The 17,089-nt window shown below is 66.9% G+C and carries 20 protein-coding genes; 5 read left to right on the top strand and 15 right to left on the bottom strand.

Annotated features, from left to right (window positions below):
- Positions 1–12 precede the first annotated feature (12 nt).
- Together ACJH5R_RS13855 and ACJH5R_RS13850 are read right to left on the bottom strand one after the other, a co-directional pair.
- The gene (locus tag ACJH5R_RS13855; protein ID WP_406782170.1) at positions 13–1,167 is read right to left on the bottom strand and encodes an acyl-CoA dehydrogenase; all 1,155 of its coding nucleotides are present in this window, start codon (positions 1,165–1,167) and stop codon (positions 13–15) included.
- Entirely contained in the window at positions 1,164–2,108 is a 945-nt protein-coding gene (locus ACJH5R_RS13850) for an SDR family NAD(P)-dependent oxidoreductase (protein WP_406757332.1), read from the bottom strand. The genes ACJH5R_RS13855 and ACJH5R_RS13850 overlap by 4 nt, the downstream gene beginning before the upstream one ends.
- Before the next feature lie 97 nt (positions 2,109–2,205).
- Here ACJH5R_RS13850 and ACJH5R_RS13845 point away from each other — a divergent pair, with 97 nt between their 5' ends.
- Positions 2,206–3,213: an AraC family transcriptional regulator ligand-binding domain-containing protein gene (locus ACJH5R_RS13845; protein ID WP_406782169.1), complete on the top strand. Its 1,008-nt coding sequence runs from the start codon at positions 2,206–2,208 to the stop codon at positions 3,211–3,213.
- An 18-nt stretch (positions 3,214–3,231) separates the two neighbouring features.
- Here the strand turns inward: ACJH5R_RS13845 and ACJH5R_RS13840 are convergent, their stop codons facing one another.
- The 4 genes from ACJH5R_RS13840 to rplS form a co-directional block, all read right to left on the bottom strand.
- Positions 3,232–3,537, bottom strand: coding sequence for a DUF2469 domain-containing protein (locus tag ACJH5R_RS13840; RefSeq protein ID WP_012393608.1), 306 nt, complete (start codon positions 3,535–3,537; stop codon positions 3,232–3,234).
- The gene (locus ACJH5R_RS13835) at positions 3,534–4,256 is read right to left on the bottom strand and encodes a ribonuclease HII (protein WP_406757334.1); all 723 of its coding nucleotides are present in this window, start codon (positions 4,254–4,256) and stop codon (positions 3,534–3,536) included. The genes ACJH5R_RS13840 and ACJH5R_RS13835 overlap by 4 nt, the downstream gene beginning before the upstream one ends.
- Before the next feature lie 3 nt (positions 4,257–4,259).
- The gene (gene lepB / locus ACJH5R_RS13830; RefSeq protein WP_406757335.1) at positions 4,260–5,075 is read right to left on the bottom strand and encodes a signal peptidase I; all 816 of its coding nucleotides are present in this window, start codon (positions 5,073–5,075) and stop codon (positions 4,260–4,262) included.
- A gap of 67 nt (positions 5,076–5,142) precedes the next feature.
- Positions 5,143–5,484: a 50S ribosomal protein L19 gene (gene rplS, locus ACJH5R_RS13825; RefSeq protein WP_024443224.1), complete on the bottom strand. Its 342-nt coding sequence runs from the start codon at positions 5,482–5,484 to the stop codon at positions 5,143–5,145.
- A 396-nt stretch (positions 5,485–5,880) separates the two neighbouring features.
- Between rplS and ACJH5R_RS13820 the strand changes: the two genes are divergently transcribed.
- A complete protein-coding gene (locus ACJH5R_RS13820) occupies positions 5,881–6,777 on the top strand; it encodes a hypothetical protein (RefSeq protein ID WP_406757336.1) in 897 nt (298 codons plus the stop codon).
- Positions 6,778–6,824: 47 nt separating this feature from the next.
- Here ACJH5R_RS13820 and trmD read toward each other — a convergent pair whose 3' ends face one another.
- The 5 genes from trmD to ACJH5R_RS13795 all read right to left on the bottom strand — a co-directional run bounded on the left by trmD (position 6,825) and on the right by ACJH5R_RS13795 (position 9,378).
- The gene (trmD, locus tag ACJH5R_RS13815) at positions 6,825–7,523 is read right to left on the bottom strand and encodes a tRNA (guanosine(37)-N1)-methyltransferase TrmD (RefSeq protein WP_406757337.1); all 699 of its coding nucleotides are present in this window, start codon (positions 7,521–7,523) and stop codon (positions 6,825–6,827) included.
- Between the two features lie 8 nt (positions 7,524–7,531).
- Positions 7,532–8,053 (bottom strand): ribosome maturation factor RimM, encoded by a 522-nt coding sequence (rimM, locus tag ACJH5R_RS13810; protein ID WP_406757338.1) that lies wholly within the window; start codon positions 8,051–8,053, stop codon positions 7,532–7,534.
- Positions 8,054–8,064: 11 nt separating this feature from the next.
- Complete coding sequence (locus ACJH5R_RS13805; RefSeq protein WP_019736217.1) at positions 8,065–8,307, bottom strand: RNA-binding protein; 243 nt, start codon at positions 8,305–8,307, stop codon at positions 8,065–8,067.
- Positions 8,308–8,315: 8 nt separating this feature from the next.
- The gene (gene rpsP, locus ACJH5R_RS13800) at positions 8,316–8,801 is read right to left on the bottom strand and encodes a 30S ribosomal protein S16 (RefSeq protein WP_406757339.1); all 486 of its coding nucleotides are present in this window, start codon (positions 8,799–8,801) and stop codon (positions 8,316–8,318) included.
- Positions 8,802–8,958: 157 nt separating this feature from the next.
- The gene (locus ACJH5R_RS13795; RefSeq protein WP_406782212.1) at positions 8,959–9,378 is read right to left on the bottom strand and encodes a nuclear transport factor 2 family protein; all 420 of its coding nucleotides are present in this window, start codon (positions 9,376–9,378) and stop codon (positions 8,959–8,961) included.
- Positions 9,379–9,415: 37 nt separating this feature from the next.
- Between ACJH5R_RS13795 and ACJH5R_RS13790 the strand changes: the two genes are divergently transcribed.
- A complete protein-coding gene (locus ACJH5R_RS13790) occupies positions 9,416–10,285 on the top strand; it encodes a D-alanyl-D-alanine carboxypeptidase family protein (RefSeq protein ID WP_406782168.1) in 870 nt (289 codons plus the stop codon).
- Between the two features lie 79 nt (positions 10,286–10,364).
- On the opposite strand, the gene ACJH5R_RS13785 is transcribed toward ACJH5R_RS13790, so the two are convergent.
- Together ACJH5R_RS13785 and ffh are read right to left on the bottom strand one after the other, a co-directional pair.
- A complete protein-coding gene (locus ACJH5R_RS13785) occupies positions 10,365–11,432 on the bottom strand; it encodes an amidohydrolase family protein (protein ID WP_406782167.1) in 1,068 nt (355 codons plus the stop codon).
- Position 11,433: 1 nt separating this feature from the next.
- Positions 11,434–12,993 (bottom strand): signal recognition particle protein, encoded by a 1,560-nt coding sequence (ffh, locus tag ACJH5R_RS13780; RefSeq protein WP_406757342.1) that lies wholly within the window; start codon positions 12,991–12,993, stop codon positions 11,434–11,436.
- 339 nt (positions 12,994–13,332) lie between these two features.
- On the opposite strand from ffh, the gene ACJH5R_RS13775 reads away from it, so the two are divergent.
- Together ACJH5R_RS13775 and ACJH5R_RS13770 are read left to right on the top strand one after the other, a co-directional pair.
- Positions 13,333–14,151, top strand: a complete 819-nt coding sequence (locus ACJH5R_RS13775; protein ID WP_406782166.1) for a PE family protein — start codon at positions 13,333–13,335, stop codon at positions 14,149–14,151.
- A 35-nt stretch (positions 14,152–14,186) separates the two neighbouring features.
- Positions 14,187–15,368 carry a PPE family protein gene (locus ACJH5R_RS13770; RefSeq protein ID WP_406757344.1) on the top strand — a complete coding sequence of 394 codons (1,182 nt, stop codon included), beginning with the start codon at positions 14,187–14,189 and terminating at the stop codon, positions 15,366–15,368.
- On the opposite strand, the gene ACJH5R_RS13765 is transcribed toward ACJH5R_RS13770, so the two are convergent.
- Both ACJH5R_RS13765 and ACJH5R_RS13760 read right to left on the bottom strand, forming a co-directional pair.
- Positions 15,337–15,672 carry a hypothetical protein gene (locus ACJH5R_RS13765; protein ID WP_406782165.1) on the bottom strand — a complete coding sequence of 112 codons (336 nt, stop codon included), beginning with the start codon at positions 15,670–15,672 and terminating at the stop codon, positions 15,337–15,339. The genes ACJH5R_RS13770 and ACJH5R_RS13765 overlap by 32 nt on opposite strands.
- A 471-nt stretch (positions 15,673–16,143) precedes the next feature.
- The gene (locus tag ACJH5R_RS13760; RefSeq protein WP_406782164.1) at positions 16,144–17,082 is read right to left on the bottom strand and encodes a nucleotidyltransferase domain-containing protein; all 939 of its coding nucleotides are present in this window, start codon (positions 17,080–17,082) and stop codon (positions 16,144–16,146) included.
- Positions 17,083–17,089 lie beyond the last annotated feature (7 nt).

Raw genomic sequence — 17,089 nt, 5'->3', positions numbered from 1 at the left:
TCCGCCTTGGTGTCAGCGCAGTAGGTGTCGGCTCATGACGACGCGCTGGATCTGGTTGGTGCCCTCATAGATCTGGGTGATCTTGGCATCGCGCATCATCCGCTCCACCGGGAAATCAGTGGTGTAACCCGCCCCACCGAACAACTGCACCGCATCGGTGGTGACCTCCATCGCCACATCCGAAGCGAAACACTTGCTGGCCGCCGAGATGAAACCCAACCCCGTCTCACCACGCTCAGCCCGCGCCGCAGCCGAATACACCATCAACCGAGCAGCCTCAAGCTTCATCGCCATATCGGCCAACATGAACTGCACACCCTGAAACGTGCTGATGTTCTTCCCGAACTGCTTACGGTCCTTGGTGTACTCAATCGCCGCATCCAACGCGCCCTGCGCAATGCCAACCGCCTGAGCGCCGATGGTCGGACGCGTGTGGTCCAACGTCCGCAGCGCGGTCTTGAAGCCAGTACCGGGCTCACCGATGATCCGGTCGCCGGGGATCCGGCAGTTCTCGAAATACAGCTCGGTCGTGGGCGAACCCTTGATGCCGAGCTTGTGCTCCTTGGGCCCGATGGTGAAGCCCTCGTCGTCGATGTGGACCATGAACGCCGAGATCCCATTGGCATCCAAATCCGGGTCGGTCACCGCCATCACCGTGTACCAACTGGATTTTCCGCCATTGGTGATCCAGCACTTGGAACCATTGAGAATCCAGTCATCCCCATCAGCCTTGGCCCGCGTCCGCATCGCCGCGGCATCACTGCCCGCCTCACGCTCCGACAGTGCATAGGAGGCCATCACCTCACCAGAGGCCAAACCCGGCAACACCTGCGCCTTGAGCTCATCAGAACCCGACAAGATCAAACCCATCGTGCCCAACTTGTTCACCGCCGGAATCAACGACGACGACGCACACACCCGGGCGACCTCTTCGATCACAATGCACGCCGCCACCGAATCGGCACCCTGACCGCCGTACTCCTCCGGGACGTGCACAGCATTGAAGCCCGACGCATTCAACGCGGCCAAAGCCTCTTCGGGGAACCGGGCCTTCTCATCAACATCCTTGGCGTACGGAGCGATCTCCTTCTCCGCCAACGCCCGAATCGCCGCCCGCAACTCATCATGCTCCTCGGGCAACTTGAACAGATCAAACGACGGGTTCATCGGGCGCTCCCCGGCTTCGTCCACGGGAAGAATCGCCCCGCCGCGGCGGCGGTGAGCCGCTGATACCCCGGTCCGATGACCCGCACGAGCACGTCGAGGGCGTGCGCCTCCCACCCGATCAACACCCGGGCGCGGCCCGCGCGGACGCCGTCGAGGATGGTCTGCGCGGCCATCTCCGGGGAATGCAGCAGCAGGTATCGGTCGTAGAACTCGGCAAGCGTCCGGGCGTCTTCGCCGTCGCAGACGGTCGCGTTGCGGGCTACTCCGGTCTTGATGCCGCCCGGGTGCACGCACGTCACCTTGACCGGATGACCGCTGATCAACATTTCTTGGCGCAGCGCCTCGGTGAAGCCGCGCACAGCGAACTTCGCTGCGTTGTAGGCACTTTGGCCCGGCACGGCAATCAGCCCGAACAGGCTGGAGACGTTGATGATGTGCCCGTCGCCGGACGCGATGAGGTACGGCAGAAAGGCTTTGGTGCCGTTGACGACACCCCAGAAGTCGACATCGATGACTCGCTCGATGTCCTTGAACGACGCCTTCTCGACGTCACCGTTGTAGGCGATTCCGGCGTTGTTGTAGACCTGGTGCACCTGGCCGAAGTGACCGGCTACGTCGTCGGCGTAGGCCAATACCTTTGCGCGTTCGGCCACATTGAGCTGGTCGGCCTTCACCTGCGCTCCCAGCGCCTGCACCTCGCGCACGGTGTCGGCCAGCCCGCCGGTGTCGATGTCGGACAGCGCGAGCTTCGCGCCCTGGGCGGCGAGGTTGAGCGCCAACGCTTTACCTATCCCCGATCCGGCGCCGGTGATGACGACGACCTTGCCGTCGAATCGGGTCGTGGGATCAACCGGCCGGCGTCCGCGTAGTGCGCCCAGGGCGATGACGATCCCGGACGAGCCCAGTCCTAGGGCCCAACGGGGTAAGCGTTGCGAAATCATGCCCCGATCTTGTCCATCTCCGGGGTCCTTGGTCTTGACATTTTCCGACGTTTTTTTATCATTTTCCGACAACCGGGTTGCGGAGGTGGTTAGCGAGGTGTCATCGGGCAGTTTCATCCGCGCGCCGGCCGCGTCGGGCTACGCCGAGCTGGTCCGCGAGCTCGGCGGTGACCCGGCGGCGTTCCTGGCGCGCTTTCATATCCCGGTAGAGGTGGAACAACTGGAGGACACGTTCGTTCCGGTCGACGCGTTCGCGCGGCTGCTGGAGACCACCGCCGATGAACTTCGGTGTCCGGAGTTCGGGCTTCGCCTCGCCCACCTGCAAGGGCTGCATATCCTCGGGCCGATCGCGGTGATCGCGCGCAACGCGCAGACCGTGCTCAGTGGCCTGGGCGCGATCTCGCGGTTTCTGTACATCCACTCCCCCGCTTTGGAACTGACCGATAGGCGAACGCAGCGGGGCATCGCGTTCAGCTACGAGGTGACCGAGCGCGGAATCCCCTATCCCCTGCAGTCCTACGAGCTCAGCATGGGCATCGCCGTGCGCATCCTGCAGCTGCTCGGCGGCCCAGGTGCGCGGCCCGACTCCGTCTCGTTCTCCCACCGACAACAGGCCTCCGACAGCGCCTACCGCGAGGCGCTGGGTTGCCCGGTGCGTTTCGAGCAGAGCTGGTGCGGGTTCGAGCTGCCCACGCATCTGGCCGAACGGCGGATCGAGAACGCCGATCCCCACACCAGCCGCATTGCCACCCAGTACCTGGAGTCGACCTACCTGCCGAAGACGTCGCCACTGGCGGCACGGGTGGCAGAGTTGGCGCGCCGACTGTTGCCCACCGGGCAATGCAGCATGGACGTGATCGCCGCCGAATTGGCCCTCCATCCGCGGACGCTGCAAAGACGATTGGCGATCGAAGGTGCCAGCGGCCGGGACATCATCGACGAGCAGCGCCGCTCCCAGGCGATGCGGTACTTCGCCGAGCCCGGGTTACCGGTGCGGCAGATCGTCGTCCTGCTCGGCTACACCGAGCAAAGTGCGCTGAACCGATCCTGTCGACGGTGGTTTTCGAAGACGCCGCGCCAGTGTCAGGACAGTGGGTGCACTTAGGCGCCGCGCACGCTGGCCTTACTCCGGAAGCCGCAGCTCGGGCTTCTCGACCTCTTCGATGTTGACGTCTTTGAAGGTGACCACCCGCACCTGCTTGACGAACCTGGCCGGGCGGTACATGTCCCACACCCAGGCGTCGGCCAACCGGAGCTCGAAATAGACCTCGCCGTCGGCGTTGCGCGGCACCATCTCCACGCTGTTGGCCAGGTAGAAGCGCCGTTCGGTCTCCACGACGTAACTGAACTGCCCCACGATGTCCTTGTATTCGCGGTACAGCGAGAGTTCCATCTCGGTTTCATACTTCTCGAGATCTTCGGCACTCATCTGCTCAGCCGTCCTTCTGCTCGGTTCGTCGACCCCATTGTCCCCGCAACCGGGGCGGCCGCGGCAGCCATAGCCACGTTGCGCACGTTGATGAACGAGAAGCGATGCTGGCTGCACGGTCCCAACGCGGTCAGTGCCGCAGTGTGCGCCGCGGTGGAATAACCCTTGTGCACCGCGAAGCCGTAGCCGGGGTGGTCGTCGTCCAGGGTCGCCATGTAGCGGTCCCGGCTGACCTTGGCCAGCACGCTCGCCGCGGCGATACATGCCGCCGCCCCGTCGCCGCCGATCACCGGAAGCGAGGGCATCGGCAGCCCGGGCACCCGGAACCCGTCGGACAGCACGTAGCCCGGGCGCAGCGCCAGACCCGCCACCGCCCGCCGCATGCCCTCGATATTGGCTACGTGCACGCCGCGCGCGTCAACCTCGGCCGGCTCGATGAACACCACGTGGTAGGCCAGCGCATGCCGTCGGATCAGTGGGAACAGCTGCTCGCGGGTCTTCTCGGTGAGCTTCTTGGAATCGTCGAGCGCGGCCAGTGCAGCCGGCTTGCCCGGCCCGAGCACACAGGCAGCCACCACCAATGGCCCAGCACAGGCGCCTCGACCGACCTCATCCACGCCGGCCACCGGACCAAGCCCACCGCGGTACAGCGCCGACTCCAAGGTGCGCAACCCCGGTGAGCGACGGATCACCGTGCGCGGCGGCCAGCCCGGGGCCATCGCCTAAGGCCCCTGCTGCGGGTTTGTCGCTTTCACCGGTCCCCAGCGTGACGGCGGCCAGGCGATGAACCTGGTCTTGCCGATCACGTTGGCCACCGGCACGGTGCCGGCGTCCAGATCTTCTCCGGTGCACAGGATCCGGCGCTGCATGTCGGGCTGGACCTGGACCGAGTCGCAGTGTGCCCGCGAGTCCGACGAATGGGTGCGGTTGTCGCCCATCACCCACAGTCGCCCGTCGGGCACGGTCACCGGACCGAATTCGTTACCGAGGCAGGGGTAGACCATCGGGTCGACCATGAGGGTGGCCGGGTTGAGGTAGGGCTCGTGGAGCGCCTTGCCGTCGACGGTCAGGCCGGTGTCATTTCGGCACTGAACCGTCTGACCGCCAACCGCGATCACCCGCTTGACCAGGTCGTTCTCGTCGGGCGGGACGAAGCCGATGAACGACAGGGCGTTCTGCACCCAGCGCAACGGCGTGTTGGTCGACCGGATCGACTTGTAGCCCACGTTCCACGAGGGGGGTCCGCGGAAGACGACGACGTCACCGGGCTGCGGTGCGCCGAACCGGTAGGTGACCTTGTCCACCATGATCCGGTCGCCGACGCAGCCGTGGCAGCCGTGCAGCGTCGGCTCCATCGACTCCGAGGGAATGAGGTACGGCCGTGCCACGAACGTCAGCACCAGGTAGTACAACACCAGAGCGATCGCGATCAGCACGACCGACTCACGCAGGGTGTTGTGCTTGCCGTCCTCGGGCGCCTCGGCAGGCTCAGCCGCCTCGGGGGAACTTTCGGGTGATGAGCCCGTGGTTTCGGTCACGAGATCAGGGTAATGACCGCGTCAGCGGTGTCGGGGACCGACCGAAGAAAGCCCAGCGCGGGCAAGATCAGCGCTTTTCCTTGATCTTGGCCTTCTTGCCGCGCAGCTCACGCAGGTAGTACAGCTTGGCGCGCCGAACGTCACCGCGGACCACGACGTCGATGTGGTCGACGTTGGGCGAGTGCACCGGGAAGGTCCGCTCCACGCCGACGCCGTAGCTCTCCTTGCGGACGGTGAACGTCTCGCGAACGCCGCCACCCTGCCGACGGATGACCACACCCTTGAACACCTGGATGCGCTCCTTGGAGCCCTCGATCACCTTCACGTGCACGTTGACCGTGTCGCCGGGGGCGAAGGCCGGGATGTCGTCGCGCAGCGACGCCTTGTCGACGATGTCCAGCGTGTTCATTGCGGAAACACTTCCTCGCGGGTCGCGGCTGCGGACCGGCCGACACGCGTTGTGAGCATGCAGACGGCTACCGAGCCGATGGGTTCGGGCATGTTGTCGCGCTGTGCGGTGACCGGGACGCCAGGACTCCGCTGCAGCATCAACCGCAGGCGACAACTGCTCAATTGTGCCAGACGCAGCGCAGCCAGCGAAATCGCGCAAATCGCCGCTGGTCGTTCCACACCGAACCCCGCCGCCGTGATAACTCTGGAAGCGACCGAACTGCGCGATCCTCATGCCCACGCGGTAACCTATCCGGCGGGCCGATGGCAGCAGTGTGGCGAGCCCGTAACCCATAGTTCGGTGCGATTACGCGACTGACACCTGTTGAGGAGGCCACCCACCGTGCGGCCATCGATGCTTCTGCTGACCATCGTCATGGTGATTTCCACGGTGGTGTTCGGTTGCGACGAGAAGGTCTACGGCGCCGACGCCGTACGGCCGACGCCGTACCGCGCCCCCGAGGTGGCGCCGGTGGCCACGGCGATCGAGGCTCCCCGGGCGCCTGCCATCCAGCCGGCCGCGGTGGTCGACGGCCTCTCGGCGCGCATGCAGGAAGCCACCGACGACGCCGCCAAAGTCGGGGCCAACATCTCGGTGGCGGTGCTGGACCGGATCTCGCACCAATTGATCACCAACGGCAACACCCGACCGATCGCCACCGCGTCGGTCGTCAAGCTGTTCATCGCCGACGACCTGCTGCTCCGCAAGCCCGAAGGTGGCCTGTCGGCCGACGACCGGGCTGCTCTCGACTCCATGCTGCGTGCGTCCGACGACGGGGCAGCCGAGACGTTCTGGAACCAGAACGGCGGCAACGCGATCATCACCCGGGTGGCCGGCCGCTATGGCCTGGCCGGCACCTCGCCGCCGTCGAACGGTGCCTGGTGGAACACCATCAGTACCGCACCGGACCTGGCGCGTTACTACGACATGCTGCTCAACGGCTCCGGCGGTCTGCCGCCGGCCCAGGCCAGCATCATCATGAACAACCTCGCGCAGTCCACCCCGAGCGGCCTCGACGGCTACCCGCAGCGATTCGGGATCCCGGAGGGCTTGTACGACGAGCCCGTGGCGGTGAAGCAGGGCTGGATGTGCTGCATCGGCAACAACTGGATGCACCTGTCTACCGGTGTGGTCGGGGCGGATCGTCGCTACATCGTGGTGATCGAGTCGCTGCAGCCCAGCGACGACGCCACCGCGCGCACCACCATCACCGAGGCCGTCAAGACCATCTTCCCGGGCGGTCGGATCTAGGTGATCGCCCGCACGGCGTCGCCGGGCGAAGCGGGTCACCGGTCGGCTTAGTCGCCCAGGTCGTCTAGCAGGTCCGGGCGGCGTGCGCGGGTCCGCTCCAGGGCCGCCTCGTGGCGCCAGGCGTTGATCCGGGCGTGGTCACCGGAGAGCAGCACATCAGGCACGTCCAGGCCGCGCCAGCTCGGCGGGCGGGTGTAGCTCGGCCCCTCCAGCAGCCCGTCACGGTCCGGGGAATGCGAATCGTCACGTTGCGACGCCGGATTTCCGAGCACGCCGGGCATGAGCCGCAGCACCGCCTCCAGCATCACCAACACGGCGGGCTCGCCGCCGGCCAGCACATAGTCACCGATCGACACCTCTTCGACCCGCATCCGCCGAGCGGCGTCGTCGGCGACCCGCTGATCGATGCCCTCATAGCGGCCGCAGGCGAACACCAGGTGCTCTTCTACGCTCCAGCGCTGCGCGGTGGCCTGGTCGAACAGTGTGCCCGCCGGAGTGGGGACGACGAGAACGGTCTGCTCCGAACAGATTTCGTCCAGCGCTTCACCCCAGACCGGCGCCTTCATCACCATTCCGGGGCCGCCGCCGTAAGGCGAGTCGTCCACCGAGCGGTGCACATCGTGAGTCCAGCGCCGTAGGTCGTGGACCTGCAACTCGACCATCCCGGATTCGATCGCCTTGCCGGGCAGTGATTGACGGATCGGGGCCAGATAGTCGGGGAAGATCGTGACGACATCGATTCTCATGCCGCGCTTTACCCGTCCAGCTCCAGCAGCCCGTCGGGCGGTTCGATCACCACGGCGTTGTCGGCCAGCGACACCGACGGCACGAAGGCGGCGATGAACGGCACCAACAGTTCCCGGCCATCGGTCCGCTTGATCGCGAGCAGCTCCCCGGCGGCGGTGTGCAGCACCTCGGTCACGGTGCCGATCTCCTCCCCCGCCACCGTGCGCACCTGCAGACCCTCGAGTTGATGGTCGTAGTAGGTGTCCGGTTCGGTGATCGGCGGAAGGTCGGCGGAGTCGACGACGAAAAGGCTGCCGCGCAACGCGTCAGCACCATCGCGGTCGCCGACCCCGGCCAACCGCACCAACAGGCGCGCACCATGCGGGCGCGCCGCCTCGACGACGTAGTCGCGTTGCGGCGCACCGGATTTACGGGCGTGCAGTGTGGCACCCGGCGCGAACCGGAGTTCGGGATCGTCGGTACGGACATCGACGACGAGTTCGCCGCGGATGCCGTGCGCTTTGACCACACGCCCGACCGTCAGCTCCATGAGCCAGCCGGCTACCGGTCGGTGTCCACCACGTCCACGCGGATGCCGCGTCCACCGATACCGGCGACGAGGGTGCGCAACGCAGTGGCGGTGCGACCGCCGCGACCGATTACCTTGCCCAGGTCGTCGGGGTGCACGTGCACCTCGACGGTGCGGCCACGGCGGTTGGTCACCATGTCGACTCGTACGTCATCGGGGTTGTCGACGATGCCGCGCACCAAGTGCTCGACAGCATCTGCCACGACGGCACTCATGGCCGCGGTCAGCTCTCGCTGGCCGACTCGGCGGCCTCAGCAGCGGGTGCCTCGGCAGCGGCGTCCCCGGCGGAAGCCTCGGCCTTCTCGTCGGCCTTCTTGGCCGGTGCCTTCTTCTTCTTGGCGGTGGTGGCCTCGGTGGTCGGCCCGCCCTCGGCCTCGGCCAGCGCGGCGTTGAACAGCTCCAGCTTGCTCGGCTTGGCCGGCTTGACCTTCAGGCGGCCCTCGGCACCGGGCAGGCCCTTGAACTTCTGCCAGTCACCGGTGATCTTCAGCAGCTTGAGCACCGGCTCGGTGGGCTGAGCACCGACCGACAGCCAGTACTGGGCGCGCTCCGAGTCGATCTCGATCAGGCTCGGCTCTTCCTTCGGGTGGTAGCGACCGATGACCTCGATGGCGCGACCGTCCCGGCGGGAACGGGCGTCGGCGACCGCGATGCGGTACTGCGGATTGCGGATCTTGCCGAGACGGGTGAGCTTGATCTTGACAGCCATGAATTACTCCTGAGGTAGCACGCTGCAATTCAGCGACGGGGGCGGGTTTGCTCCCATCCGGTTTTGCCTCGCGTGTTGCGCCACGGCCGCGCAGCCGTAGTCGCGCGGCGGACAGCCGCCTATTGTGCCAGAACCGAGCCGGTCAGCTGAAATCGCCTCAGGGCAGCTTCTCGAAGCACTTGATCTCGTTGCGCCGGCTCATCCGCCAGCCCTGCGCGGTGCGGATGAACTCGTCGTCGTACCACAGGCCCAACAACATGGTGGCGGGCTTTTCCCCGCCGAACACCATCGGGTTGAAGCAGAAGGTGCGCGCCGTGGCGCTGTCGCCATCCACCCGGATCGCCGGCAGTCCCAGCATGTGGGCGTAGCCCGCGAAATTGGGCAGTACCTCGGCCAGCCAAGCCTTCACCTCCGGGAAGCGCCCGTCGATACCGCCCATCGCGCGGTAGTCGATGTAGGCGTCGGGGGTGAACACCGCGTCCAGACCGTCGAAGTTGCGAGTGTCGATCGCAGTCGAGTAGTCGACCAGCAGCTGCTGGATCTCCCAACGGTCCGAAATTTCTTGTTGGCTCAGCATTCCCCGATTCAACACCACGGCGGTAAGGTAGGCCGCCATGCGGAAAATCTTGGCCGCAATCGCGGCTCTTGCGACCGTGTTCGCCTCGCCCGCCGTGACTGCCAACGCAGATGCCGCCCAGCCCATCGGCTCGGCGCCGGTGCCGATCGGCCCGGCTCCGAACTGGCTGATCGCCGACCTGGATTCCGGTCAGGTACTCGCCGAGCAGAACGGCTACGCCGTGACTCCGCCGGCCAGCACCATCAAGGTTCTGCTGGCTTTGGTGGTGCTCGACGAACTGAATCTCGACGACACCATGGTCGCCACGCCGGCCGACACTCATGTGGAGTGCAACTGTGTCGGGGTCAAGGCCGATCACAGCTACACCGCGCGGCAACTGCTCGAAGGTCTGCTGCTGGTGTCGGGCAACGACGCCGCCAACGCGCTGGCGGACATGCTCGGCGGGCCCGAGGCGGCGGTGGCGAAGATGAACGCCAAGGCCGGCGCGGTCGGCGCGACCGACACCCACGCCAGCACACCGTCCGGTCTGGACGGCCCCGGCGGCCCGGGCGCGAGCACCCCGCACGACCTGGCGGCCATCTTCCGGGCGGCGATGGCCAACCCGGTCTTCGCCGAGATCACCGCGCAGCCGGCGGCATCGTTCCCCACCGATTCCGGGGACCGTCCGATCGTGAACATGAACGAGTTGCTGGCCCGCTACCCCGGGGCTTTCGGCGGCAAGACCGGCTTCACCGACGCTGCCCGCAAGACCTATGTCGGCGGGGCCGCCCGCGACGGCCGGCGGCTGGTGGTCGCGATGATGTACGGGCTCATCCATGAGGGCGGGCCGACCTACTGGGACCAGGCAGCCGCCCTCTTAGACTGGGGTTTCGCGCAGGGCCCGATGTCGGGCGTCGGCAGCCTGTAGGCAGCGCATCACCGAACGTGTAATCAGCACGAAAAATCGCCGGAAGTATCGCGCTGGGTGCACGCTCGGCGCTGGGTCGCTAGTACACCCGGCCCCGCAGCATCACCAGATCGGGACGCCCGAGCACCTCGGGGCCGTTGCGCGGGTCGTCGGCGAAACACACCAGGTCGGCCGGGGATCCATGCTCCAGCCCGGGTGCCCCCAACCAGCGACGGGCATCCCAGCAGGCCGCGCCCAGTGCCTCGGCCCGGCTCAGGCCCACCCCGGACAGGGCATCGACCTCGTCGGCGATCCGGCCGTGGGCCACCATGCCACCGGCGTCGGTGCCGGCGTAGATCGGTACGCCGGCTTCCCGAGCCGCACCAATCCGTGATCGACAGGAGGCGTGCAACGCGCGCATGTGCGCCGCGTAGGTGGGGTACTTGGCCGCTGAGTCGGCGATACCGGGGAAATTGTCGATGTTGATCAGCGTCGGCACCAGCGCGGTGCCCTGGTCCAACATCAGCGCGATGATGTCGTCGGTGATACCGGTGCCGTGCTCGATGCAGTCGATGCCGGCGTTGATCAGCCCGGGCAGTGCCTCTTCGCCGAAGACGTGTGCGGTGACCCGCGCGCCGTTGGCGTGCGCGGCGTCGATAGCAGACTTCAACACGTCGTCGGACCACAGCGGCGCCAGGTCACCGACACCCCGATCGATCCAGTCCCCTACCAACTTCACCCAGCTGTCGCCGCGACGGGCTTGGGCCGCAACGGCTTCCGGTAGGTCAGACTCGTCATCGACGTTGACCGGCAGCCCGGGGATGTAGCGCTTGGTCCGGGCCAGGTGCTGCCCGGCACGGATGATGCGCGGCAGGTCGGCACGGTCGTCGAACCCGCGGGTGTCGACCGGTGAGCCCGCGTCCCGGATCAGCAGCACCCCGGCGCGGCGTTCGGTCTCGGCCTGGCGCACCGCCTCGTCGACGTCGACCGGACCGCCGGGCCCGATCCCGACATGGCAGTGCGCATCGACCAGACCCGGGATGACCCAGCCGCCGGAGAAGACGGTTTCGGCGCCGGCGACCGGTTCGAGACTGATCGTGCCGTCGACGATCCAATACTCGACGGGCTGTTCGTCGGGCAGCCCGCGGCCGGAGACGTGGAGCGCCAAATTACTTCTGGCCCGGGAAGTTCAGCTTGGACAGGTCGAAGTCGGCCAGCCCGGGGGGCAGCTCATTGAGGCCTTCGGGCATCTGGGACAGGTCGGGGAAACCGGCGGGCATCCCCGGGCCACCGGGACCGAACAGACCCCGCACCTTCGGCGGGGTCGGGCCGCGATTCTTGCCCTTCTTTCCCGCCTTGCCCTTTGCCTTGCGGTTGGAGCTCTTGCGGCCCATCCCGGGCAGGCCCAGGCCGCCCATCATCGACGACATCATCTTGCGGGCCTCGAAGAACCGGTCGACGAGCTGGTTGACGTCCGAGACGCTGACACCCGAGCCGTTGGCGATGCGCAGGCGCCGGGAAGCGTTGATGATCTTCGGATCAGCCCGTTCAGCCGGCGTCATGCCGCGGATGATCGCCTGCAGACGGTCCAGCTGGCTGTCGTCGACGGCGGCCAGCGCGTCCTTCATCTGGCCGGCTCCGGGCAGCATGCCCAGCAGGTTGCCGATCGGACCCATCTTGCGGATCGCCAGCATCTGCTCGAGGAAGTCCTCCAAGGTGAGCTCACCGGAGCCGATCTTGGCCGCTGCCTCTTCGGCCTTGCGGGCGTCGAAGACCTGCTCGGCCTGCTCGATCAGGCTGAGCACGTCGCCCATGCCCAGGATGCGGCTGGCCATCCGGTCGGGATGGAAGACGTCGAAGTCCTCCAACTTCTCACCGGTCGACGCGAACAGGATCGGCGCACCGGTGACTTCCCGCACCGACAGCGCGGCACCACCGCGGGCGTCGCCGTCGAGCTTGGTGAGCACCACCCCGGTGAAGCCCACGCCCTCGCGGAACGCATCGGCGGTGGTCACCGCGTCCTGGCCGATCATGGCATCCAGGACGAACAACACCTCGTCGGGCTGCACCGCGTCGCGGATGGCGGCGGCCTGGGCCATCATCTCCTCATCGATGCCCAGGCGCCCGGCGGTGTCGACGACGACGACGTCGAAATGTTTGGCCTTGGCTTCAGCCAGGCCGGCAGCGGCCACGGCGACCGGGTCACCCGGCGCGCCGGCGTCACCGGCGACCGAGGTGCCCGGGTGCGGAGCGAACACCGAGACCCCGGCGCGCTCCCCGACGACCTGCAGCTGGTTGACCGCGCCCGGACGTTGCAGGTCGCAGGCCACCAACAGCGGGGTGTGGCCCTGGCCGCGCAGCCAGGTGGCCAGCTTGCCGGCCAGCGTGGTCTTACCCGCACCCTGCAGGCCGGCCAGCATGATGACCGTCGGCGGGGTCTTGGCGAACGACAACTGCCGGGTCTGCCCGCCGAGGATGCCGACGAGCTCCTCGTTGACGATCTTGACGACCTGCTGAGCCGGGTTGAGCGCACCGGAGACCTCGGCGCCCTTGGCGCGGTCCTTGATCCGGCCGATGAACGCGCGCACCACCGGCAGCGACACGTCGGCTTCCAGCAGTGCCAGGCGGATCTCCCGGGCGGTGGCGTCGATATCGGCGTCGGTGAGACGGCCCTTGCTGCGCAGCCCCTGTAGGGCCCCGGTCAACCGGTCGGAGAGGGATTCAAACACGCCGCCAGCCTATATCCGCTTACATCGCGGGCGGGCAGGCGAAGGTGACGGCCGGTGGAGCGGGACGACACCTGACCGCCACGGCAAAATATTTCCGCGGCTCACTAATTGTAACCGCGACGTTAGATAAATTGCACAGTTAATGCGGCAATTCACGCCAATTAAAGAACCGTTTCAGACCTTTCACAGCGAATCTATTTTTGTTAAGGATCTACGCTCCACCGCAAAGAAAATGTTAACGATCTCCTCACGCTTGCCGATCTCTGCAACGCTTCACAACATCGATGACCGGCCCGTCGGACCATCACATTCTGGTCCGGCTTCCTGCGAGGAGGATGCATGTCCTTTGTGAAAACACTCCCCGAGTCAATGACGCACGCCGCGGGTCAGCTCGCAGGTATCGGCGAGGCGCTGTCCGCCGAGAGCGGCGCGGTGGCGATCCCGACCACGGTGATCGCGCCGGCCGGCACCGACCCGGTCTCTGCGCTGCAGGCCGCGGTGTTCGCGACCTACGGGAGCCTCTACCAGTCGATCAGCGAGCAGGCGACGGCCGTTCACCAGCAGCTGGTGCAGGTCCTCGGGCAGAACGCCGGGGCCTATTCCACCGCCGAGGCGACCAACCAGGCGACGTCGTCGATGGACTCAGGACTCCAGTGGTTCCTGACCAACATCCTCGGTGTGCCGACCAGCGGCAGTGGCTCGCTGCTCTCGGGCAACCTGGCCAACATCGAGAACATCGGGATGGGCAACTGGGCCTCGGCCACCTCTGCCCTGCTTGGTCTGGCCGGTGGTGGTCTCCTGGACTTCCCCGAAGAGATCGCCGCCGAGGGAGCCGCCGGCCTCATGGGGTACGAGGCGCCTGCGGCAATGGCCGGCGTCGGCGCGATGCCGGTGGCAGCCGGGATGGCACAGGCCACCACGGTCGGCTCCTTGTCCGCGCCGCCCAGCTGGGGAGCCGAGCCCGTGGCGGCCGCGTCCGCTGCCCCAGCCCGTTTGGCGGCTGCGAGCAGCATGGCCACCCCGCACTCCGTACCCACGATGGCCGCCGTGCCGGCCGCCATGGCCGCAGCCGGCGCCGGCGACCGCGGCGTCGGGAAGTTCGGCGCCCCGCGCTACGGGGTCAAGCACACCGTCATGCCCAAGCCGACCGCCGTTTAGCAACCTGCCCCACCAACGAGAAGGGGAATACAGATATGTCTTTCGATTTCGGAGCGCTACCGCCGGAGATCGTTTCCGCGTGGATGTACAGCGGAGCCGGTTCCGGCCCCCTGATGTCGGCCGCCTCGGCGTGGGGCAGCCTGGCCGCCGAGCTGGAGTCTTCGGCCATGTCAGCTCAGTTGGTGCTTTCTGAACTGGTCGGCGAAGACTGGACGGGGCCGGCCTCAGCGGCTATGACCAGCGCCGTGTCGCCATATCTCTCGTGGCTGCACACCACCTCAGCGGCCGCCCACCAGGCCAGCTCGCAGGCGATGGCCTCGGCAGGAGCGTTCGAGGCTGCCCGCGCGGCAGTGGTGTCTCCAGCGATCATCGCCGCCAACCGGGCCCAGCTGGCGGCCCTGGTTGCGTCGAACTTCCTGGGGGTGAACACGCCGGCGATCCTGGCCACCGAAGCCCACTACCTGGAGATGTGGGCTCAGGACACCTTGGCCATGTTCGGCTACACCACCTCCTCGTCCAGCGCTGCCGCGCTCACCCCGATGACTCCGGCACCTCAGACCACCAACCCCGTAGGCGCGGCAGTCGCCACTGCCGGCAGCGCCACCGGCGGGCTCCAACAGGAGTTGTCTCAATCACTGGCTTCGTTGCAGGGCGCGCTGCAGGCAGCTGCATCGCCCCTGTCAGCCACGGCGTCGATGCCGGATCTGGGGACTGCATTTGACCTGTTTCTCGGGACCCCACTGTTCGGCAATGCCATCAACGGCGGGGTGAACACGGCGGCCTGGTTCGTGTGCACCGCCATCCCGACGGCGGTATCGCTGGGCCACACCCTGGCCTTGGCCGGCCCGGCCAGCCTGGCATCCGATGTCGTCGGCGTAGATGGGCTTGCGGCGGGACTGGGCTCCGGGGTCCTGGCGGGCATGACCCAGCCGGTAGGAGCGGTGGCTGCCGCCGGAACGCCGGTGCTGGCGGGACTGGGTCAGGCATCGACCATGGGTGGGATGTCGGTCCCGGCCGGCTGGTCGGCCGCCGCGGGCACTCAGGTCGCGGCGTCGACGGGCTCGGGCTGGACGGTTGCCGCAGAGGAGACCGCGCAGATGCACGCCGTCCCGGCCGGAATGGGACCGATGGGCGCAGGTGGGCGCGGCGGTCTGGGTTCGGGAGGCCCGCGTTACGGCTTCAGACCTACGGTGATGCCAAAACAGGTGCTGGTGTGAAGCCGGGTGCGCCCTCTTGGTCACTGGCGATGGCGGGAGCCCCGTCGAGCCGCGCCTCAGGAGGGCGCACCGCGTGCTTCCGCCGGTCACCGGGGCAGGTGCGGCCCCGAATACAGCCGCAGTTGAGGCCGATGATGCAGGTCTGGGGGCTGGCGGGGGCTACGCCCGGCAAGGGGGCCACACCGCTCACAGGGATGGGTGCCGCCTGCGCGATGCCGGCCACTCCGGTTCCGGTGAACCCGACGGTCAAGGCCATGCCGGTGGTGCCCAACAACGCGGCCGTCATCTTGCCGAAGTGTCTCATCGCTATCCCTATGTTTCGTCCGTGTTTCACCCCCTTCACGCAACGTACTTCGTGTTTCTGGCATCCATCTGAATCTGCCTGGCATCTATCTGAGTCTTCGCAGGTCTCTGCCGGTGGCGGTCACTTCCAGCGCGGGCGTCGCGCGAAAATACGCCCCGCTCACACGGGCGATTTCGCGGGAAGGCGGCGGCCCCAGATTTAGGACGTCGGTATTGATAATCGCGGCGGGATTTTCCGGGTACCCCAAATACCTCGCCGTGCTTTCAACGCGCCAAAAATAATTCCGATCAAATGGCAGAAATACGGGGTTTCAGCTGCCCGGGAACCGGACCGACCCCGGTTGCATCTGTGCCGATGTGCCGGCTGATCATTTCCGGGACCATTTTCCCAACGCAGGACCGTAATAAAGCGCTGACAACGCCGATTCCGGCCCCAGCGGGTACCGTCAGCAAATTGCCAACACCGCGGAGATCACACCCGCAGAGCTGGCCTCCCGCGACGCGGCGATGTGTTGGCAACGGCACTCAGCACGGCGTCGACACGCCGGCTGATCGTGCGCGCCGCATCGAAGAGCCTGGCCGCCAGCTCGTACCTGTCGCCGAGCTCCAACGCGGCACTAACCTCGTCGGTGTACTGGGGCGACAGCAGATCGTGGGCGCGCCCGCCCGCCCGGTGCAGTTCGGTCCGGACGTCCAGCACCGTGCGATAGGCACCGCGCAACGAACTCCCGATGCCATCCGGCCGACGCCTGGTCCAACCGCCCGAGACATGGGCCACCGTCAGCGCATCGAGCAGTTGAACGTCACGCAGGCCACCTCGGCCACATTTCAGATCGGGTTCGGCGCTACCCGCTATCTCCCCGCTGCGCTGCCACCGGGCGTGTGTCACATCGACGAGTTCGGCGTAACGGGTGCCGATCCTGTGGCGCCATTGCTGTCGGACGCCGGCGATCAGCCGTGTCGACAGCAGCTCATCGCCGGCGATATGGCGTGCGTCCAACATGGCCAGAGCGGCGAGGATATCGGAGTCTGCGACCCGCAGCGCCTGCGGAACTGTGCGCACACTGTGGTCGAGACGAACATTGGCGTCCCACAAGGGATACCAGAGCAGCTCCGCCGTCCGCCGCACCGAATCGGCAGGCATGCCGTCGTGCACCAGCAGCAGGTCCAAGTCCGAGTGCGGAAGCAACTCGCCGCGGCCCAGCGAACCGGTGGCAACAACCGCGAAACCACTTCCGGCCACTACCCCGATCTCGCTCGCCTTGGCGGCCAACCACGACTCGTGCACCTGGCGCCATATCTGCCGCAGTGCGACCGAATCCCATTGCGCTGACGTGGTGCACCGCAGTGCCGCCCGGACAGCGGCCAGGTCGGTTGCGGAGCAGCCAGGTCGACGCTGCTCAGGGCTCAAGGTTGGA

The sequence above is a fragment of the Mycobacterium sp. SMC-19 genome, assembly GCF_045310815.1.
GTDB lineage: Bacteria > Actinomycetota > Actinomycetes > Mycobacteriales > Mycobacteriaceae > Mycobacterium.
Note: the sequence above shows the minus strand (reverse complement) of the source record. Positions and strands in the feature narration are given on the sequence as shown.

Excerpts from the sequence above, each read along its gene's own strand:
- ACJH5R_RS13855 (WP_406782170.1), bottom strand. The coding sequence starts at position 1,167 with ATGAACCCGTCGTTTGATCTGTTCAAGTTGCCCGAGGAGCATGATGAG.
- ACJH5R_RS13850 (WP_406757332.1), bottom strand. The coding sequence starts at position 2,108 with ATGATTTCGCAACGCTTACCCCGTTGGGCCCTAGGACTGGGCTCGTCC.
- ACJH5R_RS13840 (WP_012393608.1), bottom strand. The coding sequence starts at position 3,537 with ATGAGTGCCGAAGATCTCGAGAAGTATGAAACCGAGATGGAACTCTCG.
- ACJH5R_RS13835 (WP_406757334.1), bottom strand. The coding sequence starts at position 4,256 with ATGGCCCCGGGCTGGCCGCCGCGCACGGTGATCCGTCGCTCACCGGGG.
- rplS (WP_024443224.1), bottom strand. The coding sequence starts at position 5,484 with ATGAACACGCTGGACATCGTCGACAAGGCGTCGCTGCGCGACGACATC.
- ACJH5R_RS13820 (WP_406757336.1), top strand. The coding sequence starts at position 5,881 with ATGCTTCTGCTGACCATCGTCATGGTGATTTCCACGGTGGTGTTCGGT.
- trmD (WP_406757337.1), bottom strand. The coding sequence starts at position 7,523 with ATGAGAATCGATGTCGTCACGATCTTCCCCGACTATCTGGCCCCGATC.
- rimM (WP_406757338.1), bottom strand. The coding sequence starts at position 8,053 with ATGGAGCTGACGGTCGGGCGTGTGGTCAAAGCGCACGGCATCCGCGGC.
- ACJH5R_RS13805 (WP_019736217.1), bottom strand. The coding sequence starts at position 8,307 with ATGAGTGCCGTCGTGGCAGATGCTGTCGAGCACTTGGTGCGCGGCATC.
- rpsP (WP_406757339.1), bottom strand. The coding sequence starts at position 8,801 with ATGGCTGTCAAGATCAAGCTCACCCGTCTCGGCAAGATCCGCAATCCG.
- ACJH5R_RS13795 (WP_406782212.1), bottom strand. The coding sequence starts at position 9,378 with ATGCTGAGCCAACAAGAAATTTCGGACCGTTGGGAGATCCAGCAGCTG.
- ACJH5R_RS13790 (WP_406782168.1), top strand. The coding sequence starts at position 9,416 with ATGCGGAAAATCTTGGCCGCAATCGCGGCTCTTGCGACCGTGTTCGCC.
- ACJH5R_RS13775 (WP_406782166.1), top strand. The coding sequence starts at position 13,333 with ATGTCCTTTGTGAAAACACTCCCCGAGTCAATGACGCACGCCGCGGGT.
- ACJH5R_RS13770 (WP_406757344.1), top strand. The coding sequence starts at position 14,187 with ATGTCTTTCGATTTCGGAGCGCTACCGCCGGAGATCGTTTCCGCGTGG.
- ACJH5R_RS13765 (WP_406782165.1), bottom strand. The coding sequence starts at position 15,672 with ATGAGACACTTCGGCAAGATGACGGCCGCGTTGTTGGGCACCACCGGC.